The organism is Paracoccus sp. NIOT.M2S5SZ12 (assembly GCF_057748165.1).
In genome coordinates, this window is the sequence record NZ_JBYLFR010000038.1 from 1 (window position 1) to 8,446 (window position 8,446).

Below are 8,446 nucleotides of genomic sequence, written 5' to 3' on the forward strand. Positions count from 1 at the left end.
GAACAGGCTGTAGCGGATACCGTCTCGCTTGCCGCTCCATGCCACACGATCATTGATGATGTAGGCATTGACCGTGCCATTTTCCCCGATCTGCCGCACCTCGACCCAACGATCTTCACATAAGGTATCAAGGGCGCGCTGAACCGTGCGGCGGCTGCACCCCATTAGCTTCATCAGGTTCTTCTGGCTGACCACGACAGCATTATGCTGACCGACTCGGGCTGTCAGGATGTGCATCAACTGGGCGGCTTTCGGAGCGCGTCCAATCAGGGCCGCCCATGCTTCGTGCGCCGCCCTCTCCGTCTGGACCCACTGGCCAGTTGTTGATCGTGAGGTAGCGACGGCTTTGGTCATGGTTTTGGCCCTTTGGGTGCCGGTCAGAACTCATGAGTTTTGACGCAGGGGTGCGTCAATTGTGACCGAAAATTGGCCACAGGCTACCAATTAATAACCTCAAGTAAAGGACAAAAATTGGTCACAAGGTGACAAAAAGTGGTCCCAAATGACGCAGGGGTGCGTCATAGCTCATGACGCAGGGGTGCGTCATAGCTCATGACGCACCCCCCCATAAAAAATATAACGAAATCAAATACTTATTTTTTTGCCTTCTTATGATCTTAAGGCAGGCAAAAAATGCACAGTCCGGGCGCGCTTGCGCGCCGGGGGGGAGCGCCCGCCAGGAAGCTGGCGACCCCCCGCCCGTGGGACGGGCTGTGTAGTTTTTGAATGCCGTCGGACGCGAGGCCCCTTGTGGGCCGAGCGGACGACTCCGCGTGCGTATGCGCGCGAGGGATGGGGGTGCAGGGGGAAGGGTGACAGCAGGCGAAGTCTGTCCGGCTGGTATCGGCAGGATCTGCTTAGAGCAGGCAGGTGATAACTTTGGTTGTCAGTCTAAAAATTGATAACTATAGTTGTCAGATGATCGAGTTAATCCGAAGCGCGACCTTCGACAGTTGGTTTTCCGGTCTGCGGGATCGCCGGGCCGTGGCCCGGATCGCGGCCCGCCTGGACAGGCTGGCGGCGGGAAACCCCGGCGATGCGGAGCCGGTCGGGGAGGGCGTGTCGGAGCTGCGGATCAACTACGGGCCAGGCTACCGGGTGTATTTCATCCAGCGCGGGCCGGTTCTCGTGATCCTGCTGTGCGGTGGCGACAAGTCCACGCAGAGCAAGGACATCAGGCAGGCCAAGGTTCTGGCCGAACAGTGGAAGGGATAAGCGATGCCGGAAGAAAAGTTCGCCCGCTACGATTCCGCCGATTACCTCAAGACCGAGGAAGATGTTGCGGCCTATCTGGAAGCGGTCATGGAGGAAGGCGGCGACGATCCCGCCTATGTCGCCCGCGCCCTCGGGGTGGTGGCGCGCGCCCGGAACATGACTGCCTTGGCCCGCGAGGTCGGCATGAGCCGGGTGGGGCTGAACAAGGCGCTCTCGGGGGAAGGCAACCCGACGCTTTCCACGGTGATGAAGGTCGCCAAGGCACTCGGGCTGAAAGTCTCGATCCAGCCCGGAGCGTGAAGGCCCGGTTTTTGTGTGTCGGGAAGCCCGGAAACCCCGCAGCGGCAGCCCATTCCACGTTTCGCCCTGGCGGAGGCTGATGGACCTAAGTCCCGAAGGTGGATCAGCCTCCATCACCATAGCTGACAACGGGACAGGTGGAAACTTTCTGCTTACTCACCGGCCTGCTGCGGGGGCGGGTTGATCCAGAAGGCGCAGAAGCTGGAGCCATCATCCTGCTGGACCTTCTGCCCCCCTGCTGATGTGCAGTAAATACGTGGATATTTCCCGAAGGCCTTGGCATCGGCGTGCCCTTGCAGCCAGAACATCGCCAGTGCGCCCAGGAGCGCCCCTGTGGCGCCCACAGAGGCCAGCCACACCCAGAACCCACCAAACCACCTCCAGGCCTCTCTGCGGGCTTCTCCGGCGGCCTTGCGGAGATCCTTGGCGGCTTTGATGCTTTCCATCTGCGCTTCGCGGATGGCTTCCTTGGCGCCTTCCGTTGCCGCATAGGCGGTGTGCTGGCGCAGATCGAGGGCGGCGGTGGCCAGGCTTTGTTCGATCCGCTGTTGAAGCGCCGGGCCGACTTTGGCCATGCGGTCGAGGCTCTGGACCACCACGGCATTGAGCTTTTCCGCATCCTTGCGGTCCAGGCTGGTGCGCTGCAACAGTTCGATCTGCCGACGCATCAGATTGAGTTCTTCGCCCAGAATATCGAAGGAGTCCCTGTTGCTCACGGTTCACCCGCCCCGGCGCTTTGCGCCTTGGCATCGAGTTCAGCCAGCAGCCCGGCGATTTCCTTCTGGTCCACGTCACGGGTCGCGTTCTTGCGCAGGGTGGCGGCCATCCAGCGGGCGATCTTCGGATCCTTCAAAGCCTCGGTCGTGACCACCGCCCCGACGATGATCTTGCGGCGGGTCTCGGAAGCCTTGGCCCTAGTCTTGAGACGGTTGAGCTTGGCCTGTGCTTCGGCAATCTGCTGGTCAATGGTGCGTGCCACGTCAAATCCTTTCGTCGCTCTATGGTTGCAATTCTGACCACCAAGAGGATATGGTGCAAGACACGAAGTGCCCACTTATACAAACGCTGCGCGTTTGTGTGGGCAAAGGGGCAACTGCATTCCCCTTTGAACCCCAAGCAAGAGCGCGCGCAGAAATGGCAATCTACCACCTTCGGGCCACGATGATTTCCCGCTCGGCCGGGCGCAGCGCCACGGCGGCAGCAGCCTACCGCGCGGCCGAGCGGATCGAAGATCACCGCACCGGGCTGACCTTCGATTACCGGGCGCGCGGCGGCGTCGATCACGTCGAAACACTCGCCCCTGCCAATGCGCCCGCATGGGTGCAGGATCGGGCGGCGTTGTGGAACGCGGTCGAGGCGGCAGAGACCCGGAAAAATTCGCAGGTCGCCCGTGAAATCCGGGTGGCTCTGCCCGCCGAGCTGGACCACGGGCAGCGCGTCGAGCTGGTGCGCGAGTTCTGCCAGCGCGAGTTCGTGGCCCGTGGCATGGTGGCCGACATCGCGCTTCATGCGCCGGGGCGAACCGGCGACGAGCGCAACCACCATGCGCATATCCTACTGACCACCCGCGAGATCGGCCCCGAGGGGTTCGGGGCGAAGAACCGGGACTGGAACGCGGTCGAGATGCTGGAAGGATGGCGTGAGGCATGGGCGCGGGACAACAACCGCGCCCTTGAGCGATGCGGCCATGAGGAACGGATCGACCACCGGACGCTAGAGGCGCAGCGGATCGAGGCCATGGAGCGGACCACCGCGGCGCATGATCGCGGCGACGAGGCCGAGGCGCTGCGGCAGACGGTGCGGGCGGTGGAACTGGACCGCGAGCCGCTGCCGCAACTGTCTGCCGGGGCGTGGCAGATGAAGGAACGCGGCATCGAGGTCGCGGCCGTCCAGGTCTGGCGCCAGGTCAAGGCGCAGGCGGCCGAGGTGGCGCGGGTGGCGGAACGGCTGTCGGGGCAGGTTCTTGACTGGCTGGAACGGGCTGCGGAACGCCTTGCACCGGAACGGGGTCTGGCCCATGCCGTAGACCGGGGCGACAGTGCCAGTGAGGGGCAAGACCTTGCAGCGCGAATGCGGGCGGCATGGGAAGCCCGCCAAAGCCGTGACGAGGCCAGCCCGGATCGGGATGCCGTTCGCGAACCCGCCCGCAGCCTGGCCGAGCGGCTACGCGAAGCCGCGCGGGGCATCGACCGGGAGGCACTGACCGGGCGCGCGTCCGCGTTGCAGCAGGGCCGGGAAGCCGAGGAACGCCAGCGGGTGCAGGAGGCCGAGCGCGTCAGAGAGCAGGAACGGGTTCGGGAACTGGAGCGCGAAGCCAGACACCGCGACAGGGGCATAGATCATGGCCTGTAGCGCGGCAATCCGGCCCGCCCCGACCCTACAGCCCGCAATGAAACGAGCGGGCCGGGGCGAGCCAGATATGCTTCACTGCCGCATGGGTTAATCGCTTTCGCTGGATCCGCCGGTCGGCAGTTTAGGCTGACCTCCACTGCCTTGGCTGGTTGTGGGTTGGTGCCCACCTTGAGGTTTTGGATTAAAGGATACGGCTTGATAGCCGCGTGTTACGCTTTCTAGGGGTTGGTATCCGTCAGTAATGAAAACGCGGGTAGTCTGGGGCTTTTTGTCTGACATGCTTTATCCTTGTGGAATGGGAACGAACTCAACTGATCGTATGTGATTGCCCTTTATCAGCAAGCTGCGGTCGGTAGACGTCCAGATGCCACTTTCCGTGTCTATCTTGCAGACTTGCTCGATATAGATATCGCGTTCTGTGGGTTCATCTGACGCAAAAGACCTTGCTCCCCACAACCCTGCAAAAATTCGGCCATTGTCGAGTGTGATTATCACATATCGAGGTTCAGGCCGTGAGAAGGCGTAGTCCCAAGAAGTGGGGATGATATGGACAGGGTGAAATCGGAGGAAGCGATAGATTTTTTGCACCCACCTGAACTTTGTGGATAGGCCACTGAGAAGGCCCATGATGGCAGGTGATACCAAGATCGCAAACGTCCAGATCGCTGGCTTTGCCCATTCGGGCATCTTATTTGACCCAATGACCAAGTAGACAGCCCATGCCCAGAGCATGAAGTTGACCGTGCTAACAGACAGTAAGCGAATGATGCTTTCCGTGCCTCTGGCGCGATGTCCGGGGACAATGTGACCCCGAACGACAAGATATACGTATCCTGGGACGCAGAAGGCCATTGCAACAAACACCGTATCAAAATCGGTCAGCCCGCCCATAGCTTCCTCCATTTACTCGGCGATGGCAGAAGCTGCTTTGGTCTTGCGGGCACGTTTTGGCTTCTGCGCTGCCAGCATCCCGGCCACTTGCTGTTCATACATGCCGAGCAGATGGGCCACGCGGTCGCTTTCCGAGACGAAGGCGGCGCGGCGATAGAGACGGTCCACGGCGCGGTCGTTGGCGTGATGGGCGCGGCGCAGATCGGCGGGCATCAGGTCGGGATCATAGAGATCGGCCAGTGTCGCACCGGGGTGTTTGGCGCGGGCATCGAGGATCGCCTGTGTATGGGGCGCCAGCGCCGCCAGGTCTTTCGCCGGCGGCATCGGGAAGGTGTTGTAGACTAGCCCGATGGAGTAGCGGTAACGGCTCTCCAGTCGCCCCCCGATGCTGCGCATCCATGCCATGTGCATGGCCGAGGTCAGAATGGCGAACAGGCCGGGTGTGGCATCCGGCAGCACGAAAACCAGATCACTGGGAACGGTTGGCGGTTCTAGCCAGCCGATTGGGGCATATTCGCGGCGTTCGGAGCTGACCTTCGGTAGCACCAGAAACGGCGTGTCTGGCAGGACGGTGACATGAAAGGCCGTTGGCGTTTCAGCCAGGGTCAGCGAAGACATGCCAGGGGCCTTGATGCTGTCGGCATCCTTGCCCTTGGCGGGGATATTCCCAAGCCGGTAATCGCGCACCCGCGCCACGGCAGCCCGCGCCAAGGGCATGGCGCGCAGCTCCTGGGGCGGGATCTGGGCGGCGCAGAGAATATATCGCAGCCCGCCATTCAGGAACTCGCGCGAACCGATATAGGGGCGTAGATAGGGTGCGGCCTGCGGTTCGGCCGCCAAAAAGGCATCCCGCTCCTCGGGCGAAAAGATGAAATGCCCGCCGTCGATGGGTTTGCTGCCGATGACCAGACGGGGCAGGCCGTTGATGGGGCGGCTCTCCTCGCGCACTACGACATGCGGATTGGCCAAGGCGCTGGCGTCGGTCAGATAAGGAGAAATCGCCTTTGGCTGCGTTTCGATCGGCTCGCCCTTGATGTCGGGATAGCTGAACAGGCGCTTGATGGGCCGGGCCGCGTTTCGCGGCTCTAGGCCGGTGACAATGACATGCACCGCCGCCTTGCCGCGTGCCTCGGACCCCCAGGCAAAGGTCTGGTGGGCAAAGGCGATCTCCATCCCGCTCCGGTCCAGCAGCGTGGGCCAGAGCTGCGCCACCTGTTCGCCCTGGGTGATGGAGTTGGTCGAGACAAAGGCGAAGGGCACCTTGTGCCCCTGCCCATAGCGGGCTGCTTTCAGGAACCATGCCGCCACATAGTCCAGCGTTCCACCGCTTTTGCCCAAGCCTGCGATGCGCCGCACTTGGGCGCGCTGGAACTCGGACTGGTATTTCGCCCCGACGAAGGGGGGATTGCCGATGATGTAGCTGCACCGTTCGGCGGGCAGCAGCGCCTGCCAATCCAGTTCCAGCGCATCGCCATGCGTGATGGCCGGGGATTTTCGCAGCGGAATGCGCAGGAAGGCCGCGCCGAACTCCAGGCTCGCCTGCGTATTCATGATGTGGTCCATCATCCACATGGCGGTTTCTGCGATCCGGGCAGGAAACTCGGAAAACTCGATGCCATGAAACTGGTCCACGTCGATCTTCAGCAGGGATTGCAGGGGCAATTCCGTCGCCCCGCCCTTCATGCGAGCTAGGTCATCGCGGTGAATCTCACGCAGCACCTCGATTTCCAGCAGGCGCAGCTCGCGATAGGTGATGATGAGGAAGTTTCCGCAGCCGCAAGCAGGATCAAGAAAGGTCAGCTTGGCAAGACGGTCGTGGAAGGCTTGCAGCAGCTTCACGCGGTTGGTCTTGCGGGCTTTCAAGCCCTCGAACTCGGCGCGCAGCTCGTCCAGGAACAGCGGGCCGATGACCTTGAGGATGTTCTTTTCGGTGGTGTAGTGCGCGCCCGCTTCGCGGCGTTCCTGCTTGTCCATGACGGACTGGAACAGCGAACCGAAGATTGCGGGCGAGATGCCGGACCAGTTGAACTGTCCGGCATCCAACAGGCGCTGGCGCATTTCGGCATTGAAGGCCGGGGGGCGGATCGTGGCCGAGAACAGCCCGCCGTTCACATAGGGAAACCGGGCCAGATCTTCGTCTAGGGTGGTCTGACGCTGATCTTCGGGGGTGTCGAGAACATCGAAAAGCTGCGCCAGCAGAGGGCCGATGTCTGACCCATCCTCTTTGGTCCGGTTTTCAAGGAAGTCCAGGAAGATGTCCCGAGGCTCGAAGATGCCCGTGTCGTCAGCGAACAGGCAGAACACGATCCGAGGCAGGAAAACCTCAAGATTGTGGCCTTTGTAGCCGCTGGCCTCAAGGCTGTCGTGTAGCCGTCCGACCAGCTCGGCCGCCTTGATGTTGACCGGATCCTGGTCTTTGAAGCTACGCTTCTCCATCCCCATGATGAAGCCGAACTTCTCGATATGCTTTGGGAGTTCGGCCAGCGTGAAGGAGGTGTCCTCGCGCGTGTCACGGTCTAGAAGCTGGAAGGTCTGAAAGTCGCACAGAAGCTGAAACCGGGGACGGTCCGCTTCCTTGATGGCGTCGAAGTATTCCCCGGCCTGCTTTTCGGCTTCGGACAGATCACGTCCTGCCGATTTCTGTTCAACCAGCAGGACACGCGGCCAGAACAGGTCGATGAAGCCGCTTTTATTGTTCAGTTTCTTGACGTGTTCCTCGTAGCGGGCGACGGAACGCCGTTGGACACCGAAGATCTGGAAAAAGTCGTTGTAGAAGGTCTGTGTCTCGCCCTTCTCATAGGTTGCATCTGCGTAATCCTTGGCGAAGCGGGCGGCACGCGCCCGGATCTCATTGAAGCTCAAGCGCACGTTATAAAGTCCTTAACCAAAAAGACGTTTCCAAAATCCCTTGGACTGCGGGCCAGGCAAAGCTTCCGGGGAAGCCGCAGGCGCAGTCTTTTCCTGTGCTGTCCGAAGATCGGATAGCAAGCCGGTTGCCTGGGCACGCCAGCGGTCCCGATCCTCTTTCAGGTCCGCCGACACCTCCCGCTCACGGGCAAGGGCTTCGCGTTCCTTTTCAAGAAGCTGCTCCAACATGGCGACCTTGCTGGAATCTTCCGTTCCGGAGCGTTCCAAGGCCGGTTCATGGTGCACCATTGGTGCGCGTTCCGGTGCGTTCTGGGGGAACGCTCTGGCCAGTTCGGAGGGGTCAATCGAGAATGTGCCATCCTCATTTCTGACCGCGCTTAAGCGACCTGATTTTATGGCCCTGTTGAGCGTTGACTTGCTCTTTGAGATGGCCTTTGCAGCTTGAGAAAGGGTCAGCAATGACATGGAACGCCCACCGTTCTGTGGTGCACCATTTTAGCCGTTCTGACCGGAACGCGGAACGGCCTCATTCGGCTTCTTCCGTCGAGGGCAGGTCCGGCTCCATGCCGTCGAAAAATGGTTGAGATATGGGCGGCAGCCCTGCTCCCGAAGGCAGTTGCCGTTCACCTTGGAACAAGGACGGCACACGGCGCAGAGGCTCTAGTTCATCCAGCAGGGATTGGTCAGGCTGCTCGTCGGAGGACAGGATGATAGCCGCGCTGAACAGGCTGTAGCGGATACCGTCTCGCTTGCCGCTCCATGCCACACGATCATTGATGATGTAGGCATTGACCGTGCCATTTTCCCCGATCTGCCGCAC

The 8,446-nt window shown here is 61.2% G+C and carries 10 protein-coding genes; 3 read left to right on the plus strand and 7 right to left on the minus strand.

Translation table 11 applies throughout. The annotated features are described in order from the left end of the window. A partial coding sequence (locus AC2SGK_RS17735; RefSeq protein ID WP_488324731.1) for a helix-turn-helix domain-containing protein occupies positions 1–354 on the minus strand: 354 nt, incomplete at its 3' end. Positions 355–918: 564 nt separating this feature from the next. On the opposite strand from AC2SGK_RS17735, the gene AC2SGK_RS17740 reads away from it, so the two are divergent. Further along, positions 919–1,215: a type II toxin-antitoxin system RelE/ParE family toxin gene (locus AC2SGK_RS17740; RefSeq protein ID WP_488324732.1), complete on the plus strand. Its 297-nt coding sequence runs from the start codon at positions 919–921 to the stop codon at positions 1,213–1,215. A 3-nt stretch (positions 1,216–1,218) separates the two neighbouring features. Beyond that, entirely contained in the window at positions 1,219–1,515 is a 297-nt protein-coding gene (locus tag AC2SGK_RS17745; protein WP_088239210.1) for an addiction module antidote protein, read from the plus strand. A 152-nt stretch (positions 1,516–1,667) separates the two neighbouring features. On the opposite strand, the gene AC2SGK_RS17750 is transcribed toward AC2SGK_RS17745, so the two are convergent. Both AC2SGK_RS17750 and AC2SGK_RS17755 read right to left on the minus strand, forming a co-directional pair. After that, positions 1,668–2,231 carry a hypothetical protein gene (locus AC2SGK_RS17750; RefSeq protein WP_488324733.1) on the minus strand — a complete coding sequence of 188 codons (564 nt, stop codon included), beginning with the start codon at positions 2,229–2,231 and terminating at the stop codon, positions 1,668–1,670. Next, positions 2,228–2,494, minus strand: a complete 267-nt coding sequence (locus tag AC2SGK_RS17755; protein ID WP_488324734.1) for a hypothetical protein — start codon at positions 2,492–2,494, stop codon at positions 2,228–2,230. The genes AC2SGK_RS17750 and AC2SGK_RS17755 overlap by 4 nt, the downstream gene beginning before the upstream one ends. A gap of 155 nt (positions 2,495–2,649) precedes the next feature. Between AC2SGK_RS17755 and mobQ the strand changes: the two genes are divergently transcribed. Continuing rightward, on the plus strand, positions 2,650–3,867 hold the full coding sequence (gene mobQ / locus AC2SGK_RS17760) for a MobQ family relaxase (protein ID WP_488324735.1): 1,218 nt from the start codon (positions 2,650–2,652) through the stop codon (positions 3,865–3,867). A 282-nt stretch (positions 3,868–4,149) separates the two neighbouring features. On the opposite strand, the gene AC2SGK_RS17765 is transcribed toward mobQ, so the two are convergent. From AC2SGK_RS17765 to AC2SGK_RS17780, 4 genes are all read right to left on the minus strand, one after another. Beyond that, entirely contained in the window at positions 4,150–4,770 is a 621-nt protein-coding gene (locus AC2SGK_RS17765) for a DUF6338 family protein (protein ID WP_488324736.1), read from the minus strand. Continuing rightward, the gene (locus AC2SGK_RS17770) at positions 4,771–7,626 is read right to left on the minus strand and encodes a class I SAM-dependent DNA methyltransferase (protein ID WP_488324737.1); all 2,856 of its coding nucleotides are present in this window, start codon (positions 7,624–7,626) and stop codon (positions 4,771–4,773) included. A 12-nt stretch (positions 7,627–7,638) separates the two neighbouring features. Continuing rightward, positions 7,639–8,091 (minus strand): hypothetical protein, encoded by a 453-nt coding sequence (locus tag AC2SGK_RS17775; protein ID WP_488324738.1) that lies wholly within the window; start codon positions 8,089–8,091, stop codon positions 7,639–7,641. Between the two features lie 61 nt (positions 8,092–8,152). Next, positions 8,153–8,446, minus strand: a 294-nt coding sequence (locus AC2SGK_RS17780; protein ID WP_488324739.1) for a hypothetical protein, incomplete at its 5' end; no start/stop codon positions are given.